This window comes from Novosphingobium sp. Chol11 (genome assembly GCF_900218065.1).
Classification (GTDB): domain Bacteria; phylum Pseudomonadota; class Alphaproteobacteria; order Sphingomonadales; family Sphingomonadaceae; genus Sphingobium; species Sphingobium agri.
Genome location: NZ_OBMU01000001.1, coordinates 2,229,026 through 2,250,635 on the forward strand (window position 1 = coordinate 2,229,026; position 21,610 = coordinate 2,250,635).

At 63.8% G+C, this 21,610-nt stretch carries 21 protein-coding genes and 1 pseudogene; 14 read left to right on the top strand and 8 right to left on the bottom strand.

The annotated features are described in order from the left end of the window. Positions 1 to 56: 56 nt before the first annotated feature. The 3 genes and pseudogenes from NCHOL11_RS11070 to NCHOL11_RS11080 form a co-directional block, all read right to left on the bottom strand. Entirely contained in the window at positions 57 to 401 is a 345-nt protein-coding gene (locus tag NCHOL11_RS11070) for an endonuclease domain-containing protein (RefSeq protein ID WP_097092350.1), read from the bottom strand. A gap of 141 nt (positions 402 to 542) precedes the next feature. Continuing rightward, positions 543 to 3,059, bottom strand: coding sequence for a penicillin-binding protein 1A (locus tag NCHOL11_RS11075; protein WP_097092351.1), 2,517 nt, complete (start codon positions 3,057 to 3,059; stop codon positions 543 to 545). Positions 3,060 to 3,141: 82 nt separating this feature from the next. Then, a pseudogene (locus NCHOL11_RS11080) lies at positions 3,142 to 3,978 on the bottom strand (N-acetylmuramoyl-L-alanine amidase family protein); the annotation flags it as partial. Between the two features lie 573 nt (positions 3,979 to 4,551). Here NCHOL11_RS11080 and NCHOL11_RS11085 point away from each other — a divergent pair. The 8 genes from NCHOL11_RS11085 (at position 4,552) to yihA (ending at position 12,922) form a co-directional block, all read left to right on the top strand. Then, on the top strand, positions 4,552 to 7,221 hold the full coding sequence (locus tag NCHOL11_RS11085; RefSeq protein ID WP_255254773.1) for an Rne/Rng family ribonuclease: 2,670 nt from the start codon (positions 4,552 to 4,554) through the stop codon (positions 7,219 to 7,221). 148 nt (positions 7,222 to 7,369) lie between these two features. Continuing rightward, on the top strand, positions 7,370 to 8,719 hold the full coding sequence (locus NCHOL11_RS11090; RefSeq protein WP_097092898.1) for a M48 family metalloprotease: 1,350 nt from the start codon (positions 7,370 to 7,372) through the stop codon (positions 8,717 to 8,719). Further along, on the top strand, positions 8,716 to 9,486 hold the full coding sequence (locus NCHOL11_RS11095; RefSeq protein ID WP_097092354.1) for a DsbA family protein: 771 nt from the start codon (positions 8,716 to 8,718) through the stop codon (positions 9,484 to 9,486). The genes NCHOL11_RS11090 and NCHOL11_RS11095 overlap by 4 nt, the downstream gene beginning before the upstream one ends. A gap of 185 nt (positions 9,487 to 9,671) precedes the next feature. Further along, positions 9,672 to 9,806 (top strand): 50S ribosomal protein L34, encoded by a 135-nt coding sequence (rpmH, locus tag NCHOL11_RS11100; protein WP_007683189.1) that lies wholly within the window; start codon positions 9,672 to 9,674, stop codon positions 9,804 to 9,806. A 32-nt stretch (positions 9,807 to 9,838) separates the two neighbouring features. Next, entirely contained in the window at positions 9,839 to 10,297 is a 459-nt protein-coding gene (gene rnpA / locus NCHOL11_RS11105) for a ribonuclease P protein component (protein WP_097092355.1), read from the top strand. Further along, a complete protein-coding gene (gene yidD, locus NCHOL11_RS11110) occupies positions 10,294 to 10,506 on the top strand; it encodes a membrane protein insertion efficiency factor YidD (RefSeq protein ID WP_097092356.1) in 213 nt (70 codons plus the stop codon). Before rnpA ends, yidD begins: the two co-directional genes overlap by 4 nt. A gap of 37 nt (positions 10,507 to 10,543) precedes the next feature. Next, positions 10,544 to 12,244: a membrane protein insertase YidC gene (yidC, locus tag NCHOL11_RS11115; protein WP_097092357.1), complete on the top strand. Its 1,701-nt coding sequence runs from the start codon at positions 10,544 to 10,546 to the stop codon at positions 12,242 to 12,244. A 30-nt stretch (positions 12,245 to 12,274) separates the two neighbouring features. Then, positions 12,275 to 12,922, top strand: a complete 648-nt coding sequence (yihA, locus tag NCHOL11_RS11120) for a ribosome biogenesis GTP-binding protein YihA/YsxC (RefSeq protein WP_097092358.1) — start codon at positions 12,275 to 12,277, stop codon at positions 12,920 to 12,922. Between the two features lie 236 nt (positions 12,923 to 13,158). Here the strand turns inward: yihA and NCHOL11_RS11125 are convergent, their stop codons facing one another. After that, positions 13,159 to 13,716, bottom strand: a complete 558-nt coding sequence (locus NCHOL11_RS11125) for a 2'-5' RNA ligase family protein (protein WP_255254774.1) — start codon at positions 13,714 to 13,716, stop codon at positions 13,159 to 13,161. A 114-nt stretch (positions 13,717 to 13,830) separates the two neighbouring features. Between NCHOL11_RS11125 and NCHOL11_RS11130 the strand changes: the two genes are divergently transcribed. The 4 genes from NCHOL11_RS11130 to NCHOL11_RS11145 all read left to right on the top strand — a co-directional run bounded on the left by NCHOL11_RS11130 (position 13,831) and on the right by NCHOL11_RS11145 (position 17,013). After that, complete coding sequence (locus tag NCHOL11_RS11130) at positions 13,831 to 14,265, top strand: pyridoxamine 5'-phosphate oxidase family protein (protein ID WP_097092359.1); 435 nt, start codon at positions 13,831 to 13,833, stop codon at positions 14,263 to 14,265. Next, positions 14,243 to 14,716 carry a DoxX family protein gene (locus NCHOL11_RS11135; RefSeq protein WP_097092900.1) on the top strand — a complete coding sequence of 158 codons (474 nt, stop codon included), beginning with the start codon at positions 14,243 to 14,245 and terminating at the stop codon, positions 14,714 to 14,716. The genes NCHOL11_RS11130 and NCHOL11_RS11135 overlap by 23 nt, the downstream gene beginning before the upstream one ends. 66 nt (positions 14,717 to 14,782) lie before the next feature. Continuing rightward, positions 14,783 to 16,831, top strand: a complete 2,049-nt coding sequence (locus tag NCHOL11_RS11140; protein ID WP_097092360.1) for a carbon starvation CstA family protein — start codon at positions 14,783 to 14,785, stop codon at positions 16,829 to 16,831. Next, on the top strand, positions 16,828 to 17,013 hold the full coding sequence (locus NCHOL11_RS11145; protein WP_097092361.1) for a YbdD/YjiX family protein: 186 nt from the start codon (positions 16,828 to 16,830) through the stop codon (positions 17,011 to 17,013). Before NCHOL11_RS11140 ends, NCHOL11_RS11145 begins: the two co-directional genes overlap by 4 nt. A 9-nt stretch (positions 17,014 to 17,022) precedes the next feature. Here the strand turns inward: NCHOL11_RS11145 and NCHOL11_RS11150 are convergent, their stop codons facing one another. Further along, a complete protein-coding gene (locus NCHOL11_RS11150; RefSeq protein WP_097092362.1) occupies positions 17,023 to 17,940 on the bottom strand; it encodes an XdhC family protein in 918 nt (305 codons plus the stop codon). Between the two features lie 155 nt (positions 17,941 to 18,095). Next, a complete protein-coding gene (locus NCHOL11_RS11155; protein WP_097092363.1) occupies positions 18,096 to 18,770 on the bottom strand; it encodes a S24 family peptidase in 675 nt (224 codons plus the stop codon). A gap of 115 nt (positions 18,771 to 18,885) precedes the next feature. Here NCHOL11_RS11155 and NCHOL11_RS11160 point away from each other — a divergent pair, with 115 nt between their 5' ends. After that, positions 18,886 to 19,071 carry a hypothetical protein gene (locus tag NCHOL11_RS11160; protein ID WP_097092364.1) on the top strand — a complete coding sequence of 62 codons (186 nt, stop codon included), beginning with the start codon at positions 18,886 to 18,888 and terminating at the stop codon, positions 19,069 to 19,071. Then, positions 19,068 to 19,433 carry a hypothetical protein gene (locus tag NCHOL11_RS11165; protein WP_097092365.1) on the top strand — a complete coding sequence of 122 codons (366 nt, stop codon included), beginning with the start codon at positions 19,068 to 19,070 and terminating at the stop codon, positions 19,431 to 19,433. Before NCHOL11_RS11160 ends, NCHOL11_RS11165 begins: the two co-directional genes overlap by 4 nt. Before the next feature lie 10 nt (positions 19,434 to 19,443). Here the strand turns inward: NCHOL11_RS11165 and NCHOL11_RS11170 are convergent, their stop codons facing one another. Beyond that, on the bottom strand, positions 19,444 to 20,259 hold the full coding sequence (locus NCHOL11_RS11170; RefSeq protein WP_097092366.1) for a hypothetical protein: 816 nt from the start codon (positions 20,257 to 20,259) through the stop codon (positions 19,444 to 19,446). Between the two features lie 35 nt (positions 20,260 to 20,294). Continuing rightward, the gene (locus NCHOL11_RS11175) at positions 20,295 to 21,524 is read right to left on the bottom strand and encodes a TIGR04063 family PEP-CTERM/XrtA system glycosyltransferase (RefSeq protein ID WP_097092367.1); all 1,230 of its coding nucleotides are present in this window, start codon (positions 21,522 to 21,524) and stop codon (positions 20,295 to 20,297) included. Positions 21,525 to 21,610: the final 86 nt, after the last annotated feature.

Genomic DNA, 21,610 nt, shown 5'->3' on the forward strand with positions numbered 1-21,610 from the left:
TGAGCCGAATACCCGTCCACCGTCCATGTCGTTCCACCTGCCCTTCCAGGGCATGATTAAGCTTGAACAACTATATGACGGATAACCGCCTCCACATCCCGCAACACCTCCCGGGCAGGAATACGGATCACCTTGATTCCTTCGCCAAGTAGCCAATCATCGCGCACCCGATCTCGCACAGGTCGAGCGCCATACCCATGCGCCTTACCATCCACCTCGATCGCCAGCTTCCGGGCCGGACAGAAGAAGTCCACCACATAGGGACCAGCCGGATGCTGCCGCCGAAATCGCAATCCTTCGGGCCGCTTTCTCAGTTCCTGCCAGAGCAGCACTTCAGGCAAGCTCATCGTGCGGCGCAATTCGCGAGCGCGCCGTTGCGTGGACTTAGGCCCGTAGAGCATGAGTGATCCTCCTTGAAATCCTCCCCTGCAAGAGGAGGTGGCAGCGCCGAGCGCTGACGGAAGGGTGCAGCCCAAACCGCTGCGCTATACCCCTCCACCACCTTCGGCGGTCCCCCTCCCCTTGCAGGGGAGGATTTCAGATCAATAAATCCCGCCCTGTTCCTGCAGGAAGTCGCTGTCCGTCCGCTGCCGCGTCTGGGCTCTTGCCTCACGCCGCTGGGCGGCCTGTTCCTGCGCGGCGACCTCTTCCTTGCGGATGGAGCGGCGGGGTTCGCTTTCAGGCTTGAACGCTTCCCAGATGACGGCGGGCTTGGGATCGTCGGTCGGCCACACGCCATAGACGCGCTTGCCTGACCGGCGATCTATCGTGACCATGCGGATGCCCGCGGGCGCGACGAAGGGCGTCTTGGGCATGGTTTCGAGCACCGGGGCCATGGCCGCTTTCCAGATCGGCGCGGCGACCCGGCCGCCCTGCGCCCACCCGCCCAGGCTGCGTGGCTGGTCATAGCCGATATAGACGCCAGCGACGATGTCAGGCGATCCGCCCACGAACCAGACGTTGGTCGGGCCATTCGTCGTGCCCGTCTTGCCGAACAGCGGCCGCTTGAGATCCGCAAGAACCGTCGCGGTGCCGCGCTGGATCACGCCTTCGGTGATATGCACGACCTGATAGGCGGTCATCGGGTTCATCACCTGCCGCCCTTCGAAGCCGAAGCGCGGCATGGGCTTGCCATCCCAGTTCGCCATGTTGCACCCGTCGCAGGCGCGCCAGCGCAGCGGCCATATCACCTTGCCGCGCCGGTCCTGCACATAGTCCATGACCTTGGGCGAAAGCTGGCGTCCATGGTTGGCGAGCATCGCATAGGCATTCACCATCCGCTCGACCGTGGTTTCGCCAGCGCCGAGAGCAAAGGAGAGGTAGGGCTGATAATCGCCGATCCCCATCGCCTTGATGGTGCGCACGACGCGGTCCATGCCGGTCTGGCTGGCGGCGCGCACCGTCATCAGGTTGCGTGATTGCTCGACGCCCCAGCGCATCGTCTGCGGCCCGGCGCTGCCGCCGGAGAAGTTGCGGAAGCATTTCTGCCCCAGCCCCGCGCCCTGATAGACGCACAAGGGGCCATCGACGATGATCGAGGCAGGCGTCATGCCATTGTCCAGCGCGGCGGCATAGACGAACGGCTTGATGGTCGATCCGGGCTGGCGCATCGCCTGCGTCGCGCGATTATAGGACGACAGGCGGTTGTCGAACCCGCCCTGCATGGCAAGCACCCGTCCGGAATGGACTTGCTCGGCCAACATGCCACCGGACACTTCGGGCACGTTGCGCAGCGCCCAGCTGGACCCGTTGCGCGCGACCACGATCAGGTCGCCGGGCTTCATGCTGTTGAACGCAGGCCCGCCAGCGCGGCGATAGGGCATTTGCGCGGCGCTCGCGGGCAGGGTCGCGGTGGTCCCATCGGAAAAGCCGATTTCGGCCCCGGAAGAGCTGCGGTCGATCACCGCCGCCACGCGCCAACCGGCATAATCGATGCCGATATAGCTGGCGGCGAGTTCGCGCTTCCACCCCCGCGCCAGGTCGATCTTGCCTACCGGACCAGACCAACCCTTCCCTGCGTCGAAACGCAAAAGGCCGTTGCGCAGGGCGGTGGCGACCCCTTCCTGCAGCTTGGGATCATAGGGGCTGCGGACCCAAAGGCCGCCCGCATAAACGCTGTTGGGGCCGTCTTCCGCCTTTTCGCCGAACAGGTCGATCAGGCGGCGGCGCACCTCTTCCATATAATAGCCGCCGGCGCGCGCATCGAAGCTGGAGCCATGCTGTGCGACCGTGCCGAGCGGTTGAGCCTGCGCCTCGGTCAGTTGCGCCTGGCTGATCCAGCCATTCTTGTACATCTCGCCAAGCGCCCAGTTGCGGCGGTCGAGCGCGCGCTCATGACCTGTGGGGCTTTCCGGACGGTAATTGGCCGGTCCCTTGGGCAGGATCGCGAGATAGGCCATCTCCTGCAGCTTGAGGTCCGCGACATCCTTGCCGAAATAGGCCCGTGCCGCAGCCTGCACGCCATAAGCGTTCCGGCCCAGGAATATCTGGTTCAGGTAGAGTTCCAGGATCTGCTGCTTGGTCAGAACATTTTCCATGCGGTAGGCAAGGATCATCTCCTTCACCTTGCGCGTGGGGGAATATTCGTCGCCGATCAGCAGGTTCTTGGCGACCTGCTGGGTGATGGTCGACCCGCCCTTGGCGCGCTGCCCCGATCCGATCTTGCTGGCATAGTCGAAGACTGCGCCGAAAAAGCCAGGAATATCGACGCCATGGTGATCGAAGAAGGTCTTGTCCTCCGCCGCCAGATAGGCGCGGATCAGCAGCGGCGGATAATCGCTATATTGCAGTTGGACGCGGCGTTCGCGGGCATAGCTGTGCACCGGCTGGCCATTGATGTCGCGTACGATCGTGGGGAGCGGCGGCTCATATTCCAGCAGCGTGGCGGCGTCGGGCAGGCCGCGCGCGAAGATCAGCCAGAACAGCAGTATCGCAGTGAACATCCCGCCCAGCGCAATGGCTGCCCAGCGGAACCGGCGTCGTTGCCAAAGGGGCGCCAGCCTGCCCCTCAGGCGGTCGGCGAAGGACAAGCGGGCGGTATGGGGACGGGCCTCTTCCATGACGACAGGAGGCTCTAAGGTCAAAATGCGGCCAGCGCCAGTGGGGATCGACGGAGTGCGGATCGACGGGATGCCGCGCGGCTCAGCCGCCGCTAGGCGCCAGCCTGCGGGCGAAATAGATCTCGACCGCTTTTGCCACGCCCTTGGCGATGCCGCTCCGTCCTTCAGGCGAGGCGAGGAAAGCGGCGTCGTCCTTATTGCTGAGATAGCCGGTTTCGAACAGCACGGACGGCGTGTCGGGCGCCTTCAGAACCATGAGTGAGGCATAGCGATGAAACGCAGGCCGGAACAGCATGAACGGCCTCCCCTCCCGCTGGAGAAGGCGAGCGAAATTCGCTGATTCCTTCATTGTTTCACGCTGCGTCAGATCAATGAGGATGGATGACACAGCGTCGGTTTGGCCGCTGAGGTTGACGCCGTTCAGAACGTCCGCCCTGTTCTCCCGCGCCGCCAGCCGCGCCGCTTCCCGGTCCGAGGCGACTTCCGACAAGGTATAGATGGTCGCGCCGCGCGCTTCATGATTGTCGGCCGAATCGGCATGGACCGAAATGAAGAGATCGGCGTTCATCTTCCGCGCGATGCCATAGCGTTCCTGCAGCACCAGGAAGCGATCGTCATCCCGCGTCAGCGCGACCCGCAGCCGGCCCGACTTTACCAGCTGGTCGCGGATCGCCTGCGCGATGGACAGCGTCAGGTCCTTTTCCTTCTCGCCCGTTTCGGCGCTGATCGCGCCCGGATCATGCCCGCCATGACCCGCGTCGATGACGATCAGGGGGCGCGACGCATCGGTCGACCCTTCCACCTTCGGCAGAGACAGGCCTCGCGCTACCGGCGGGATCGGCACGGTAATGCTGTGCCACCGCTTGGCAGGACGCGGCGCCATGGCCGCTGGAGGAGCGAAGAGGATGCGCTCCGACCCTTGAGGGCCGATTAGGAAAGCAGCTGCCAGAGCTAGCGCGTGAAGCATGGCGCGCTTTTGCAACGCGCCGCGCCATGACGTCCAGCCCCTTCTCCATGCGCCTGCATCCGCGCGGCGTTTACCTTTGCTTCACCATGTTAGGCGATTGAACGGCAGAATGGCGGCATTCATCCTGGACGAAACAATTTCGCCCGGGACATTGCTAGGCTGGCCTTAGGCTGCTACCCATTCACATTCCTGAAAGAAACGCCCATGTCAGATGGGCTTCTTCATCGGGAACATTTACGGCAGCATCGGCGAGCGCCCAACGCTCTGGCCCGATGCGACGAACAGGTTGACGCTGCATGAGGCATGATTTCCGTTCCACGCTGAGCCCGATGACGGGCGATGCGGCTTGGACGGAGCGGACCGGCGATTTGCCCGGCCCTGCCAATGCAGCAGAAGCGCAGTTTTTCCTGTCAAACCGGACGATAGCAACACCCGCGCCGCTGGCGGCGCGACTGCGTTCGTCCCCCCACTATCGCGTGGCAGCCCGGCCCAGTGCCGCTGGCCGCCTTCGCCGGAGAATAATGAATGACAATGCGTATGCTGATCGATGCGCGCCACCGGGAAGAAACCCGGGTCGCGGTCGTCAAGGGTAACCGGATCGAGGAGTTTGATTTCGAATCGGCCGAGCACAAGCAGCTCAAAGGCAATATCTACCTCGCCAAGGTCACCCGCGTAGAACCTTCGCTTCAGGCGGCGTTCGTCGATTATGGCGGCAATCGCCACGGCTTCCTCGCCTTCAGCGAAATCCATCCCGACTATTACCAGATCCCGCGCGAAGACCGCGAGGCGCTGCTGCGCGAAGAGCGCGAGCATGCCGAGGAAGAGGCCGCGCTGCGCGCCGAGGTCGAGGACGACGAGGATCATCACGACGATGGGCTGGAAGTCGTCGAAGCCACGCATCATGAGGATGATGAAGGCGAGGCCGCTGAAAGCAGCGAGGGCTCCGAGGGCAACGGCAACAGGGGCGGCCGCCGCAAGCGCGGTGGTGACGAAGCCGCCGACGAACTGCGCCGCAAGCGCATGGCGCTGCGCCGCCGCTACAAGATCCAGGACGTCATCAAGCGCCGTCAGGTGCTGCTGGTGCAGGTCGTCAAGGAGGAGCGCGGCAACAAGGGCGCGGCGCTGACCACCTATCTCTCGCTTGCCGGGCGCTATTGCGTGCTGATGCCCAACACCAGCCATGGCGGCGGCATTTCGCGCAAGATTTCGAACGCCGCAGACCGCAAGCGGTTGAAGTCGATCATCGCGGAAATGAACCTGCCCTCAACCATGGGCTGCATCGTCCGCACAGCCGGGCTCCAGCGCACCAAGCCGGAGATCAAGCGCGACTTCGACTATCTTGCCCGCCTGTGGGACGAGATTCGCGAAAAGACGCTGAAGTCCGAAGCCCCCGCGCTGATCCACAATGACAGCGACCTCATCAAGCGCGCGATCCGCGATATCTACAACAAGGATATCGAAGAGGTCATCGTCGAGGGCGAATATGGCTACAAGGCCGCCAAGGATTTCATGAGGCTGCTGATGCCCAGCCATGCGCGCCGGGTGCAGCAATATGCCGACGCCGTGTCGCTGTTCCAGCGGGCGGGCGTCGAGGATCAGCTGGCGGCGATGTACAATCCCGTCGTTCAGCTGAAGTCCGGCGGCTATCTGGTCATCAACCCGACCGAGGCGTTGGTGTCGATCGACATCAACTCCGGCCGTTCGACGCGCGAACATGGCATCGAACAGACCGCTGTCGCCACCAACCTGGAAGCGGCTCGGGAAATCGCCCGCCAGCTGCGCCTGCGCGACATGGCGGGCCTGGTCGTCATCGACTTCATCGACATGGAGATGAACTCCAACATCCGTAAGGTCGAGAAGGCGATGAAGGAGGCGCTGAAGGACGATCGCGCCCGTATTCAGGTCGGCCGCATCTCCGGCTTTGGCCTGATGGAAATGAGCCGTCAGCGGCTGCGCACAGGCGTGCTGGAAGCATCGACCCGCCAGTGCCCGCATTGCGAAGGCACCGGCCTTGTCCGCACCGCTTCGTCCGCAGGCCTCAGCGCGCTGCGCATGCTGGAAGAGGAAGCGGCGCGCGGGCGCGGCAACCTGGTCACACTGCGCGCGAGCCAGGAAGCGGCTTTCTACGTCCTCAACAACAAGCGCCGCGAGCTGGACGAGATCGAGCAGCGCTATGGCGTCACCATCGCGATCCTGCCGGATGGCGAGGTCGAAGGCGCACGCATGTCGGTCGAGGCCAGCGGTCCGCGTCCGGAACGGGTGGTGACCTATGCGCCGCTCGTAGAGGATGAGGATGATCTCGACATCGTCGAGGAGCTGGACGACGAAGAGATCGAGGAAGTCGAGGCTGCAGAGCGCGACGAGCGCGGTGACCGGGGCGAGGACCGCGAGGGTGGACGTCGCCGCCGCCGTCGTCGCCGTCGCCGGGGCGGTCAGCGCGACGACCATCATGGAGAGGGTCAGGCAGAAGCTGCCGCCGCTTCCGCCGAAGAGGCTGATGAAGACGCTGAAGCGGTGGCCGAAGGGGGCGAAGAACAGCCCGTCGAAGCCGATCGCGAGGGTGAAGAGGCGGGCCGACGCCGTGGCCGGCGCGGCCGCCGAGGTGGACGCCGCCGCCGCGAGGGCGAAGCGGTTTCGGACGAGGCGATCAGCGAAGCCGCCGAGGCTGCCGAACCCGCCGAGGAGCCCGCTGAGGCTGAACCGATCGCGGACGTGGTAGCAGAAGCTGCACCGGAAGCACCGGCTGAGGAAGAAGCGCCGAAGACGCGCCGCCGTCCCCGTGCGCGCAAGCCGAAGGAAGCGGAAGCTGCCCCGGTCGAGGCTGTCGAGGCTGTCGAGGCTCCTGCCGAAGTGGCCGCAGAGGAAGCGCCTGCCAAGCCCAAGCGCACGCGCCGCAAGAAGGCTGAAGCTGCTCCGGAGGCACCTGCCGAACCGCCGGTTGCGGCGGAGCCCGAAGCCGAAGCACCCGCCAAGCCCAAGCGCACACGGCGCAAGAAGGTGGAGGCCGTTGCTCAGGAAGCAGCGGAAGCCCCTTCGATCGCGGAGGCCGTGGCGCCTGAAGGTGATGCGGCACCGGCCAGCGCGAACGAGAATGCCGTCGCTGCCGTTGATGGCGGCGAGACTGCCGATGCCCAGCAGGCCGAAACGGAAAGCGCACCGCGCCGTGGATGGTGGCAGCGCACCTTCGGCCAGTAAGCAGGGACGCCCGTCTGATGAGCAACGCCGCCGCCCTGCCGGTCTTCCGGAAAGGCGGCGGCGTTCTCGCTTCAGGCGGAGTTCATCGCGGCGCTGGCAGGGGCGCGGGCATGCTGCCTTCATCCCTGCTCCATGGTGATCGGCCATGATGCGCCGCTGGCTGCGCGCGGCTGCGATCGCCATTGCATCGCTGGCACTCGTCGCCAAACCGGTGATGGCGCAGCAAATATTGCGCGACGCCGAAACCGAAGCCTTCATGGCGGACATGTCGGGACCGCTGGTGAGCGCGGCGGGGATGGAGCCGCGCAATGTCCAGGTGCTGGTTCTCAACGACCCGGAAATCAACGCCTTCGTCGCGGGCGGCCAATATGTCTGGGTTCATAGCGGCCTGATCGCCGCGGCAGACAATGTGAACCAGCTACAAGGCGTGGTCGCGCACGAACTTGGCCACATCGAGGGCGGCCATATCATCCGCTCGTCAGAGGGCATGAAGGCGGCGACGGGCATTACCTTGCTCAGCCTCGTCCTTGGCGCCGCTGCGATCGCTGCGGGCGGCGCGGAAGCGGGCATGGGCATTTTGGGCATGGGCCAGCAGGCGGCCATGGGCAAATTCCTCGCCTTCTCCCGCGCGCAGGAAAGCTCCGCCGACCTTGCGGGCGCGCGCTATCTGAGCAAGGCGGGCCTGTCCGGCAAAGGCAGCCTGGAATTCTTCAAGAAGCTGCAGAACCAGGAATATCGGCTCGCGATCCCGCAGGAGGACAGCTACGGCCGCACGCATCCTTTGTCGGGCGAGCGCATCAATGTCCTGAGGGAGGTGTACACCGTCGATCCCGCTTGGGACAGGCCGGTCGACCCGAAGCTTGAAGCGCGGTTCGAGAGGATCAAGGCCAAGCTGGTCGGCTTCGTTTCCGAACCCACCCAGACGCTGATAAAATATCCCGAGAGCGACCAGTCTCTTCCGGCGCATTATGCGCGCGCCTATGCCTGGCATAAAAGCGCCTACCCCGACAAGGCGATCGCCGAGGTGAACGCCTTGCTCGCCGCGCAGCCGCATGACCCTTATTTTCTGGAGTTGAAAGGCCAGGTGCTGTTGGAAAGCGGCAGGCCCGCCGACGCCATTCCTCCTCTGCGCGAAGCCGTGCAGCTCACCCAGCAGCCCTTGATCGCGACGATGCTGGGCCATGCGCTGATCGCGACGGAAGATGACAAGAATTTCGCTGAAGCCGAACAGGTGCTGCGCAACGCCGTCGCGCGCGACCGGGAAAATCCCTTCGCCTGGTATCAGCTGGGGGTCGTTTATGAACGGCGGGGCGATACGCCCCGTGCGGCGCTCGCCACGGCGGAACGCTACGCGCTCATGGGTCAGGACCAGATGGCGTTGCGCAGCGCGGACGCGGCCATGCAGGCGTTAAAGCCTGGCACGGTTGACTATCTGCGGGCGCAGGATATCGCCATGGTTTCACGTGCGGCCATCGAGCAGAAGCGAAAGAAGAAATGACCGAAACCTCTCGGCCCGGTTTTCGCGCCGCACTTTCAAACAGGACCATCCAGATGACGATTGGCGCCCTCGCCTTCATCGCCGCCACTGCCGCGGGCGCGGCCCTCGGCATGCAGAGTACAGGCAGCGTGGCGGCGGGAGACAAGGCGGCGATCGAGAAGATCGTGCGCGACTATATCCTCGAACATCCCGAGATCATTCCCGAAGCGGTCGAACGGCTCCAGGCGAAGCGTGTCGCCGACAGCATCGGCGAAAGCCGCAAGGCGATCGAGACGCCCTATGCCGGTGCCTGGGAAGGCGCGGCCAATGGCGACGTCACGCTGGTCGAGTTTTTCGACTATGCCTGCGGATATTGCCGCGCATCTTTGGCGGACCTTGCCAAGCTGGTCGGCGAGGACAAGGGGTTGAAGGTCGTCTATCGCGAGTTGCCGATCCTGTCCGACGCGAGCGCGGATGCGGCCAAGGTGTCGCTGCTGGCGGCGGAGAAGGGCCAATATATGCCCTTCCACCGGGCGCTGTATGATAGTGGCAAGGTTACTCGGGAAGCGATCCTCGGCGCTGCCGCCAAGGTCGGCATCGATGCCAAGGCTGCGGAGGCGGCCATGGCCAGCAGCAAATATGACGCGGAGATCCAGTCCAACATCGCCCTGGCGCAAAAGCTGCGCGCGACCGGCACGCCGACCTTCGTCGTGGGCGATCAGGTGCTGAACGGCGCGGTGGGATATGATGCGCTCAAGCAGGCGGTGGCGACGGTCCGGGCGAAGTAGAGGCGCTGAACTCCCCCTCCCCTGAAGGGGAGAGGGAACATGTTGCGCATCCTCTTCGATCACCCTCCTCCGCCATTGACTCGTCCACCGCTTTTGCCTATCGGACGCCCCCTGACATGCGGCCGCCCAACGGCGGCCCTTTTTTGTCACGCCCGATTTTGACGTTTTGCTTTGAGGAATGAACGATGAAGCGCACCTATCAGCCGAGCAATCTGGTTCGGAAGCGCCGTCACGGTTTCCGCGCTCGCATGGCGACGCCCGGCGGCCGCAACGTGCTGCGTGCCCGTCGCGCTCGCGGCCGCAAGAGCCTGAGCGCCTGAACGACGCGCCGCCGGATCGCGCGCCAGCCGTCATGCGGCGGCGCGCTGATTTCCTGGCGGCGAATCGTGGGCGGCGCGCGCCAATGCCGGGCTTTGTCCTGCTGGTGCGCGAACGGGCTGATGGCGATCCCGCGATGCGTATCGGCATCACGGTGACGAAAAAGATTGGCGGCGCTGTCATCCGCAACAGGATGAAGCGCCGTTTTCGCGTTCTGGCACGCGAGCTGCTGCCGGTCCATGGCGTGGCGGGGGCCGATCATGTGCTGATCGGCCGGTCCGAAGGGATCGAGCGGGACTTCGCCCTGCTGCGCGCGGAGCTGGAAAAGGCGCTGGGTAAGGTGATGAGCCGACCGGTCGGCGACGCACCGCGCAAGGCAAAGAAGCGGCCCGCCCGCGCAAAGGATCAGAAGCATAGTCCTGACGCAGCGATGCCGGGCAACAGCAGCACTGGTTTCCCCGCTTCGCAGAAACAGGGCGAGTCGAGCTCATGATCGCCCGCCTCCTCATACTCATCGCACGGTTTTGGCAGATCGGCCCGTCCCGCATATTGCCGCCAAGCTGCCGTTATGCGCCGTCCTGCTCGCAATATGCGATCGAGGCTGTCCGTAAATATGGTGCGGTGAAGGGTAGCTGGCTCGCCACGAAGCGGCTAATGCGATGCCACCCTTGGGGCGGATCGGGTTACGACCCGGTGCCCTGACACGAATTTTCACTAAAAGACGGCGGAGCCGACAAGCGTGGACGACAAGAAGAATATTGTTCTGGCGGTGCTGCTGACCGCAGCGATCCTGTTCGGCTGGCCCTATATCGCCAATCATTTCTTCCCCGCCGCCAATCCGCCCGCGACCAAGATCGAAGGTGGCAAGACGACGCCGGTGGCGCAGGGATCGAGTCCCGTGGCGAGCAGCCCCGCCGCGATTCGCGACCGCGCCCTCGTCCTGAAGGAGAGCCCGCGCGTCGCGATCCGGACTCCCAAGCTGGTCGGCTCGATCAACCTGAAGGGCGCGCGCATCGACGACATCGTGCTGCCCACCTACAGCGAGACGATCGCGAAGAATTCCCCAGCGATCCGCCTTTACAGCCCCTCTGGCACGAAAGACGCCTTTTTCGCGGGCTTCGGCTGGCAAGGTGAAGGATTGAAGGCGCCGGACGCCAACGCCGTCTGGACTGCCGACGGCAAGGAGCTGACGCCTACCAGCCCCGTGACGCTGCGCTGGGACAATGGCGCAGGCCAGACCTTCGAAATCCGCCTGACGGTCGATGAAAACTACATGATCACCGCGCAGCAGAAGGTCGCGAACAGCGGCACTGGCGTGGTGGGCGTGAAGCCATTCGGCTATATCAGCCGGACCGGCATTCCCCAGGATCCCGACACCTGGACCATCCATATAGGGCCCATGGGCGTGTTCAACGGCGCGGCCAATTATGACGTGAACTACAAGGATCTGGACAAGGGTCCCTCCAGCCAGAGCTTCCAGTCCACGGGCGGTTGGATCGGATTTACGGACAAATATTGGCTGTCCGCGCTGGTGCCTGACCAGAAGGCCGCTTTTGAAGGCCAGTTCCGTAAGGGGGCAGGCACGCAATATCAGGCCGACTACAGCCTTGCGCCCACCATGCTGGCTCCCGGCAAGGCCGTGACGCAGACCGTGCGCCTGTTCGTCGGTGCGAAGGAAGTGAAGACGCTCGAAGCCTATCAGGACGCGGGCATTCCGCTGTTCGACCGGGCGATCGACTGGGGATGGTTCTACTGGTTCGAAAAGCCGATCTTCGCGCTGCTGCACTGGCTGTTCGAACATATCGGCAATTTCGGCGTCGCGATCATCTGCCTGACCTTCGTGGTCCGCGCATTGATGTTCCCCGTCGCCCAGCGCCAGTTCGCCAGCATGGCGGCGATGCGCGCGGTTCAGCCGAAGATGAAGGCGCTGCAGGAGAAATATAAGGACGACAAGCCCAAGCTCCAGCAGGAGATGATGGAGCTCTACAAGCGCGAGAAGGTAAACCCGCTCGCCGGCTGTCTGCCGATCTTCATCCAGATCCCGATCTTCTTCGCACTCTACAAGGTGCTGCAGCTGACGATCGAAATGCGTCACCAGCCCTTCGTCCTCTGGATCAAGGATTTGTCCGCACCCGACCCGCTGCACATCCTCAACCTGTTCGGCCTGTTGCCCTTCACCCCGCCGTCCTTCCTGGCGATCGGCGTGCTGGCGCTGCTGCTGGGCATTTCCATGTGGCTGCAGTTCAAGCTGAACCCGGCGCAGATGGACCCGATGCAGCAGCAGATCTTCTCGATCATGCCGTGGATGATGATGTTCATCATGGCGCCGTTCGCGGCAGGCCTGCTGGTTTACTGGATCACCAACAACTGCCTGTCGATGTTGCAGCAGTGGTGGCTCTACAAGCGCCATCCTGCATTGAGCGCGGCCCCGGCGAAATAGCGCATAGTCCACGAGACGAACGGAAATCACGTGACCGACAGTGTCGACCCCGAACTGATCGAGGAAGCGCGCAAGGTGTTCGCCGGGCCGATCGCCTTCCTTAAATCGGCGCCGGATCTGAAATTCCTGCCCGACATGTCGGTCAATGAAGTGGCCTTTGCGGGCCGTTCGAATGTGGGCAAATCGTCGCTGCTCAACGCTCTTACCGGGCGGAACAGCCTGGCGCGCACGTCCAACACGCCGGGGCGGACGCAGGAGCTCAACTTTTTCGATGTGGGCGATCCGCTGCGCTTTCGCCTCGTCGACATGCCCGGCTATGGCTATGCCCGCGCGCCCAAGGACATGGTGCGTAAATGGCGCTTCCTGGTGAATGATTATCTGCGCGGCCGGGCGAAGCTGAAGCGGACGCTCGTGCTGATCGACAGTCGCCACGGCATCAAGGATGTCGACAACGACATTCTGGACATGTTGGACGCAGCAGCGGTCAGTTATCGCATCGTGCTCACCAAGGCGGACAAGGTGAAGGCAAGCCATCTGGCCGAAATCATGCAGGCCGCGAGCGATGCCATCCGCAAGCGGCCGGCCGCCCATCCGGAGATCATCCCGACATCGAGCGACAAGGGGATGGGCATAGCCGAACTTCGAGCCGCCGTGCTGGCCAGCGTGACCGAGGGCTGAGAAACTCTCCACCTGCGGCTATCTGGCAGCGTTCATACTAACCGCACATCTGCACGCTGCTCCACGGCATAACCATCGATACCGAGCTACGGCCTCAAATCTTGTGCTTCATACCGGCACCACGCCGTTCGCCCTGAGCCTGCGGAGGGGCTCTACTTTTCAAGAAGAGGGCTTTTTTCGGCAAGCTCAGCTCGAACGGCTCGAGCGATTCTGTTAGACGCACTTTCGCTTGAGCATCAGAACAACTCATACTGCCCGTCGCCTTTAAGCGTCCACGTGCCCAGAATATCGTGCCGCGTGCGGCCGACATGGCTGCACACCAGGACAAACCGGTCGAGTGACCATGAAAAGCCATCGATGCTCTGCTGCGATGGCGGACCGTCCCTGTAAAATAATGTCTGATGGGGGCTGAAGCTCCAGCCCGGACGCAAGGCCACCCCTGCCCTCCACATCGCATCGGCAATCGAGCGCTGTAGCTGATTGAGCAGCGGCACGGATCGGGACGGACGCAGTGCAACCGACCGGTTGGTGAAGCTCACCTTGTCGAGCCGCATGTCGAAGGGTTCAGCCTCCACGCTCGTGCCCGCGCGCAGCAATGCCTTGATCACTGCATAGGGATATTCGACATAATCGGCCGTGACGGCGAGCGTCATATGTTGATGTTCCAGGCGGATACGCCGCTCGCCGCCGCCTAATTTTTCCGCAAGATGATCGGTCTGCCGCGCCACCGTTACAGGCGGCTTCAGCGCGAAGAAGAGACGATACAAAGTTCCGGCGCGCATATCGTGGCGCATGGCTCATCCTTTCCGATTCGTGTGTTCACTATATGTTCTTATAGGGCGGTTGACGAGTCCGGAGCTTATTTCGCGGCGGGACGTTGGCATGATCTCGTCAAAGGAGTGTGCTGGATGGTTCAACTGACGCTGCCGCAGCTGGCAAAGAAGATGAAGGACATCGACTTCGCCATGCTTTCCACCCGCGCTGAAGGCGGCCAGATCGCCGCTCGCCCGATGAGCAACAATGGTGACGTCGATTATGACGGCGACAGCTATTATTTCACGACGGACGATACCGTCATGGTTCGTGATATCGAGCGCGACCCAAAGGTTGGATTATCATTCCAGGGGGCGGCCGGATTGCTGAAGCAGCGCCCCTTGTTCGTGGCGGTCGAAGGGCGCGCTGACCTGATCCGTGACAAGGCGCAGTTTGAGGCGCATTGGAACAGCGATCTTGACCGCTGGTTCGACGAGGGCGTCGACACGCCGGGCCTGGTGATGATCAAGGTACGCGCCGAAAGGGCGCATTATTGGGATGGCGAAGATGAGGGGGAGATCACGCTCTGACGGTGGCAAGGCGCGAGGCGATGGCAATAATGTAAGGACGGCCTCGCGCTGGCTGCTTTCTGCATTCTACCTGATCGCCGGGATCGCCCATATAGCCAAACCAGGCGGCTTCATCGCCATTACCCCGCATTGGGTGCCATATCCGGCTGACATCATCGCGCTCACGGGGATCGCTGAGATTGCGGGCGCTATTGGATTGCACATCCCGCGATTCCGGAGAGCGGCCGGGATAGGCCTTGCGCTTTACGCCCTGTGCGTTTGGCCCGCCAATATCAATCACGCGCTGAACGACATTCCGTTGGGCGGCGTGCACCTTGGCTGGTGGTATCATGGCCCGCGCCTGCTGTTGCAGCCGCTGATCATATGGTGGGCGCTCTGGGCCAGCACCGCGATCGAATGGCCGTTCAATCGCAAAGCAGCGGGCCGGCCACATCGGTGCCCATATCGGTGATTGTCTTTGGAGGGCGCGGCCCTACTGTGGCGGCCAACACTGCGACAATGACAGAGAGAGAGAGCGATGACCCGGCACATCCCCTGGATCCTGATGGCGATAGCCGGGGCGGTGGCGCTGTCTGTGGTTGCCGTATCGCGCGGGGAGGCGGTCAACGCGCTCTGGATCGTCGTGGCTGCGGTCAGCAGTTTCCTCGTCGCCTACCGCTATTATGCGCTGTACATCGCCCGAGCCGTGATGCGGCTCGACCCCGCACGGCCGACGCCCGCAATCAGGCGGGCGGACGGGCTGGACTATGTCGCGACGGATCGGGTGGTGCTGTTCGGGCATCATTTTGCGGCGATCGCCGGTGCCGGTCCCCTCGTCGGGCCGGTTCTTGCCGCGCAAATGGGCTATCTGCCCGGCACGCTCTGGATCATCGTGGGCGTGGTGCTGGCGGGCGCCGTGCAGGACTTCATGGTCCTGTTCATTTCCATGCGCCGCGACGGGCGATCCCTGGGCGAGCTCATCCGCATGGAAATGGGCCAGGCCGCCGGGACCATCGCGCTGTTCGGCGCCTTCATGATCATGGTGATCATCCTGGCCGTGCTGGCGTTGATCGTGGTGAAGGCACTGGCGGAGAGCCCCTGGGGCATGTTCACCGTGGCGGCGACGGTGCCGCTCGCCCTGCTGATGGGTGCCTACACGCGCTGGATCAGGCCGGGGCGCATTGGCGAGGTGTCGCTGATCGGGCTGGTGGGGCTTCTGGCTGCGATCATCTATGGGCAGGCGATTGCGGAATCACCCTTGTGGGGTCCGATCTTCACCTTCACGCCGGTGCAGCTGTGCTGGATACTGATCGGCTATGGCGCGGTGGCGTCGGTACTGCCGGTCTGGCTGCTGCTGGCGCCGCGTGACTATCTGTCCACCTTTCTCAAGATCGGGGCGATCGCCGCGCTTGCCATCGGCATCGTCATCATGGCGCCCCCGCTCAAGATGCATGCCGTCACGCAGTTTATCGACGGCAACGGCCCGGTGTGGTCGGGCGGGCTCTTCCCCTTCCTCTTCATCACTATCGCCTGCGGCGCGGTGTCGGGATTCCATGCCCTCATCGCCAGCGGCACCACGCCCAAGCTGATCGCGAGCGAGAGCGACGCGCCGCTGATCGGCTATGGTGCGATGCTGATGGAAGCGTTCGTTGCGATCATGGCGCTCGTGGGGGCGTCGATCCTAGATCCTGGCATCTATTTCACGATGAACAGTCCAGCGGCGGTGATCGGCGCCGATGCTGCTAGCGCATCGGCGGCGGTCACGGCGATGGGCTTCCCCATCACGCCCGAACTCATCACCCAGACAGCCAAGGATGTTGGCGAACATAGCATCATATCGCGCGCAGGCGGCGCGCCGACGCTGGCCGTCGCGATGGCGGAAATCTTTTCCCATGTGATCGGCGGGCCCGCGATGAAGGCCTTCTGGTATCATTTCGCGATATTGTTCGAGGCGCTGTTCATCCTGACGGCGGTGGACGCAGGGACGAGAGCGGGACGCTTCATGTTGCAGGACCTGATCGGGCTTGCCGTGCCTCGTTTCAAGGATACGTCCGGCATCGGCCCCGGCCTTGTGGCAACGGGTCTCACCGTGGCGGCATGGGGCTTCTTCCTTTATCAGGGCGTCACCGATCCTTTGGGCGGCGTGAACACCTTGTGGCCGGTGTTCGGCATCTCCAACCAGATGCTGGCGGCGATCGCGCTGATGCTGGCAACGGCGGTGCTGTTCCGCATGAAGCGCGACCGCTACGCCTGGGTGACGATGATCCCGGCGGCGTGGCTGCTGGTCTGCACCTTGTCGGCCGGGCTGCTGAAGCTGTTTTCGGCCGACGCGAAGGTCGGCTTCCTTGCGCATGCAGCCAAATTCTCCACGGCGGCGAATGAAGGCAAATTGCTGAGCCCCGCCAAGTCCATGGCGGAGATGCAGCAGATCATCTTCAACGATCGGGTGGATGCGGCCCTGGTAGGCATCTTCCTTCTGGTGGTGCTGTCCCTGCTGTTCTTCACCATCCGCACCTGCATGGCCGCGCGGCGCGTTGATGCACCCACCGCACGCGAAATCCCCGCATCTCTGGTGCCAGCGGAATGACCCGGCTGTTCGCCAAGCTTCGCCGGACAGCGCTGATGATGGTCGGCATGCCCGACTATGACGGCTATGTCGGCCACATGCAGGCGCACCATCCCGGCGCCCCTGTCATGACCCGCACCCAGTTTTTCCGGGAACGGCAGGAAGCCCGCTATGGCGGCAAGAAGGGCGGAAAATGCTGCTGACCGTTGGGGTCAGCCGCGCGCGTTGAAGCCTGCGATCATGCCAGCCGCGATCGACAGGGCGATTTCAGCCGCACCCACCGCGCCGATGTCGATGCCCGCCGGGCCGTCGATCCGGCGCAGTTGCTCTTCGGAAAACCCCATGGCGGAGAGCCGCTCAAGCCGCGCGGCATGGCTCTTGCGCGATCCCAGCGCCGCGACATAGCCAGTCGGCGCGCGTAAGGCCTCGGCCAGCGCAGGGTCGTCGATCTTGATATCATGGCTGAGCGTCACGACCGCCGTCGCTTCACCCGGCCTTCGCGCTGCAATGGCTTCATCGGGCCAGCGATCGTCCAACTCGACGCCCGGGAAACGCTCCTGCGTCAGGAAGCGGCCTCGGGGATCGATCACCACAGGCCTCACTCCCATGGCTTGCGCGAGCGCGCATAAGGATTGGGCAATCTGCACCGCGCCTACGATCAGCAACTGGCGCGGCGGATCGTACCTGTTCTGGAACTGACCCTCGACCACGCCCTCACGGGTGATGCCTGTGCCAAGGTCGGTGGAAAGGGTGAGCGCCCGCCCCTCATCCCGCGCCTGCGCAATCCGGTCGAAGAGCAGCGGCGCGAAACTCTCCTCGGACACCGGCTGCACCAGCACGCTGATCTCGCCCCCGCATGGAAGCCCCACGGCCCACGCATCGCCATCGGCAACGCCATAGCGTTCGACATGCGCAGCACGCCCGGCGATGACGTCCGCGGCGCGTTGCAGCACGTCCGCTTCGACACAGCCGCCCGAAATGCTGCCTTCGAAGCGGCCATCGCCATGGACGATCATATGGCTGCCGCGCGGCCGGGGCGCAGATCCCCATGTCGATACGACCGTGGCCAGCGCCATCGGCTGGCCATGCCATTCGATCGCCTTGCGGATCACCGCGTCATTGTCGTTCAATCGGAGCCTCCTTGCGCCGTCCGCACATAGGAAGCCTTCGCCATCGCGCCAAGCTAGAGCATCGTGCGCAAAAGTGGGGACCGGGTTCGCGCTTCAAACGATGCGATAACAAAAACCAGAGCGCGCGACCTGCGTCCGATTAAACGCGGCGCGCTCTAGACCAGCCGCCGCCCGGTCCAGACGACCCTGCCAACGATGGCCACCAGCGCCGGATCGATATCCACCCAATCGGGATAATGGACATTGTCGCTGAGCACGCTGAACAATCCCCGGCGCGGCCCCATGGCGATCCGCTTCACCATCAGCACGCCATCCAGCCGCAGCACATAGACGCCGTCGCGCAGCCGCATCGCGTCATCATCATGATCGACCATGATCTCATCGCCATCATTGAGCGTGGGCGCCATCGATTCGCCGTCCACCCTGATGATCGAAACGCGCTGTGGCCGCACGCCCAGATGGCGCAACCATTTCGCGTCGAAAGCCATCACGCCGGCCGCGCGCTCGTCCTCGTCAAGCGACCCGGGGCCAGCCGAAGCGCCCAGGGAGAGGCGCGGCACCGGCACCACGGCAGGCAACGGCCGCGATTTCCGTTCCACCATGAACTCCTGCCGCGCCGGTCCGCCCAGCACGTCCTCGGAAACGCCAAAATAGCGGGCGAGAATCCGCCGGTCTTCCTCATCCAGCTTGCGCGGTGTCCCGCGCTTGATGAATTGCTGAATATAGGAGGGGTTGCGCTTCAGCCGCCGGGAGAGGTCAGAATAATTCTCCCCTCGTTCGGCGATCAGCCGTTCCAGCACTATGCGCGGATCTTCCAAATCAACGGCCATGACAGAATCCTATCTATAGGATTTTTCCTAGACAAGTAGGAAATGCAGGAACAGATAGGAAACATCCTAGAGATTCGCGGCGGGCGAATCCTGTTGCAGAGGGAGATTGAAACGCATGTTGATTCGCGCCGTAGAGAAGTTCCTGCGGGACAACGGCATTCCAGCAACCCGCTTTGGCCGGGAGAGCGTCCGCGATCCGCGTTTGGTATTCGACCTGCGCCAAGGGCGGGAGCCGGGGGAACGGATCAAGAGACGTATAGAACATTTCATGAACACATATCGCAGGAGCGCGGGCCAATGACAAGTATGGATCATCTCCGCCAGAGCCGAGGTCCGGTCGCAAACGAAGGAATGCGCCGCACTGACCCGCTGCCACGGCTGCTCGCGCAACTCATCGAACGCGCAGGCGAGCCCGCCAGCATTGAGCGGGCGACCAGCCGCCCATGGGCCAGCGCCTTGTTTCAGGGACGTCGGCACGTCATCGCCCTGCGGATGACTGGGCCGGACGCGAAGGAAAGGCGGGCACGCTTCGCCTTGGGGCTGGAGGATGCCGAGTGGTCCCTGACCCGGCATTTCGTTGCCGACATCAAGATTGACGGCGGCCGCTCGGCTGCCGATCAGGAACGGATCGAGCTTTCCGCGCTCACCATCGAAGACTGGTGAGCGGCGGGGATCAGCGCGTGCGGTCTGCCATGGCCCTTAATGTGCCGAGCGCGGCCCGCAGCGCCTGATCGACGTCATCCTCGACATGATCCCGCACCGGGACGCGCTGTTCGACGGGCATGTCCGCAATGACGTCGGCCTCGAGAGCCGTCCTGCTTCCCCGCACGCGTTCGGCTAGCCCCCTTTCGAACCGGGCCGTCAACTCGGCAAGGGACGGCATCGCCGATACGGGAGCCTCCGTCCGAGTCGCTTCTACGGGAGCAGGAGGAGCAATATCCTCGAACTCGGCATAGGTGGGCTCATCGTGGCCAGCTTCTTCAAAAGAGGATAGGCCCGGCTGGATGATCGCCTGCTCTTCGACCTCAGGCACTTCCGGTTGCTCCCCGCGCGCGGGCGCGATCCGGGGGAAGATCTCCAGCCCGCCAAAGTCCCGGCTGGCGAAGATCGGCGTACGTGCAGGCGCATCGGGATGCGCGTCAGCACGGCGCGCCAGCGGGCGCGATATTCTGGACGCTCCGGTCGCCCGGCCGCGAGACAGCCAGTTCAGCTTCGGCAATGCAAAACCCATATCACTCACTCCCGTGACGCTGTGACGGCGTCGATCCTTTTTCATCGGCACTGGCGCAGCGCCCAAACATGCAACGCCTGTCGCCATCAGCGCGCCGAACCCGGCGAGCAGCAAGCGTGCCTTCAACCCCAATGGCGGCGCGGCAGCGGGCATGGCCTCGCTCAGGCCGCTGGACGCCACGATCGTCTCGACCAGCCCGGCGGGCATTGTCAGCAGGATCATGCCCACCGCGATCCCCGCCAATATGGCCGGGGTCATCGCTTGATGAGATCGTCCTACGATTAAGCTCCCACTCATGCGGCGGCACGGACATGCGCGGGCCGCTGCGCCAGCAACCGCTCATAAACCGGCTGATAGCGCAGAATATTTGACGACCAGTTACGTTCCCGCTCGACAAAGGCGCGCGCCGTTGCACGGCGATCATCCCAGAAGCCCCGATCGGCGAACATCTCCGCCAGTGCAGACGCGATCGCGGCCGGATCACCAGGCGTGAACAGCGTGCCGGTCACCCCATGCTCGATCAATTCGCGATGGCCGCCCACATTGGAAGCCGCCACCAGGCGCCCCTGCGCCATCGCCTCCAGCGGCTTGAGGGGAGTCACAAGATCGGTGAGCCGCATCGCCTTGCGCGGATAAGCGAGCACATCGACCTGCGCATAATAATCCTCGACCTCGTCATGCGGCACGCGTCCGACGAAGACGATATGGTCGGCAAAGGGCGAAGCTGTCGCCTGATCCCTCAGCGCCTGTTCACAGGGTCCGCCACCGACGAGCAGCAGCTTCACCCTGGGGCGGGCGCGGACAAGGCGGGGCATGGCGGCGATCAGGTCGTCCAGCCCTTCATAATCATAGAAGCTGCCGATGAAGCCGACGACGTCCGCGCCATCCAGCCCCAGCCGGGTCGTCAGCGCCGGGTCCCGAGGCACGGGCGTCCCGAATTGCTCCATGTCCACGCCATTGGGCGAGACGATGATCTTGGCGGGATCGATTCCCCTTGCCACCAGATCGCCGCGCAGCCCCTCGCAAATGACGGCTACGGCATCGGCTGCGCGCACCGCGTGGGTTTCGAGTTGCCGAGTCAGCCAATAGCGCGGGCTTCCCTCGGTGCCGGTGCCGTTGCCGACCGCTGCATCCTCCCAGAAGGCCCGAATCTCGTAGATCATCGGAATGTCGTGCCGCTTGGCCGCGCGCTGGGCAGCCATGGCGTTCAGGACCGGGGAATGGGCGTGGATGACGTCCGGCCGCCACTGGCCGATCAGCGAATCGATCGCGTCCGCATGCGCGGCGATGTCTCGCCATTCGCGCAGCAGGGGGTTGCCCGTTGCCGGATGGCCCGGCGTGCGATGGAAATGGAGGCCATCGACGACCTCCTCCACTGGTCCCTTGGCGCCGTGGCGCAATCCGGTGATGCCCCGCACGTCCCAGCCCTGCGCCATTTGCGCCCGCAGGATCGCACGCGTCCGGAAGGTGTAGCCGCTATGCATCGGCAGGCTGTGATCGAGCACATGGAGTATCCGACTCATGACGCTTCTTGTGCCGGAAAAGGTTTAACGGCCCGTCAACTCTGCCGCGCTAGGAAAAGGCCGTGGCCATGGAAGAACCCTTAGCG